General features: G+C 62.9%; 1 pseudogene. It reads right to left on the minus strand.

The features are described 5' to 3' along the window. Positions 1 to 663, minus strand: a pseudogene (locus IPF36_RS34285) (hypothetical protein); the annotation flags it as partial.

Consider the following 663-nt stretch of genomic DNA (forward strand, 5'->3'; position numbering starts at 1 on the left):
GAGCGAGCGGGTCAAAAGCTTCAATGCATTGGGGTGCAGCTCCAGCCCGTGCAGGTCGGCGAACCAGAAGAAGCGCAGCATGTTCACCGGATCGCGCTCGAACACCTTGTCATCGGCGACGTTGATGCGCTGGTTGTCGATGATGAAGTCGCTGGTGCCGGCAAGCTTGCGCTTGCGCCGCGAAAAGCCCTGCAGCAGCCCGTGGAAGCCTGGCGCGTCCTTGGCCTGTTCCTCTTCAAGTGCTGCACAGAAGATGCGGGTCAGGTCGCCGACTTCCTTGGCGACCAGGAAGTAGTCCTTCATGAAGCGCTCGACCGCCGAAAGCCCGGGCTGGGTAGTGTAGCCCAGCCGCTCGGCGATTTCGCGCTGGATGTCGAAATGCAGCCGCTCCTCTGGCTTTCCAGTCAGGAAATGCATGTGGCAGCGCACTGCCCACAAGAAGTCCTCGGCCTCGACGAACTGGCCGTATTCACCCTCGGTGAACACGCCCTTGTCGATCAGCTCGGCGCCGGTGCGCACCCGGTAATAGTACTTGGCGATCCAGAACAGCGTGTGCAGGTCGCGCAGGCCGCCCTTGCCGTCCTTGATGTTGGGCTCGACCAGATAGCGGCTCTCGCCCGATTTGGCGTGGCGGGCGTCGCGCTCGGCCAGCTTGGCGTGGAC

This window comes from Cupriavidus sp. IK-TO18, from assembly GCF_015549295.1.
Taxonomy (GTDB): domain Bacteria; phylum Pseudomonadota; class Gammaproteobacteria; order Burkholderiales; family Burkholderiaceae; genus Cupriavidus; species Cupriavidus oxalaticus_A.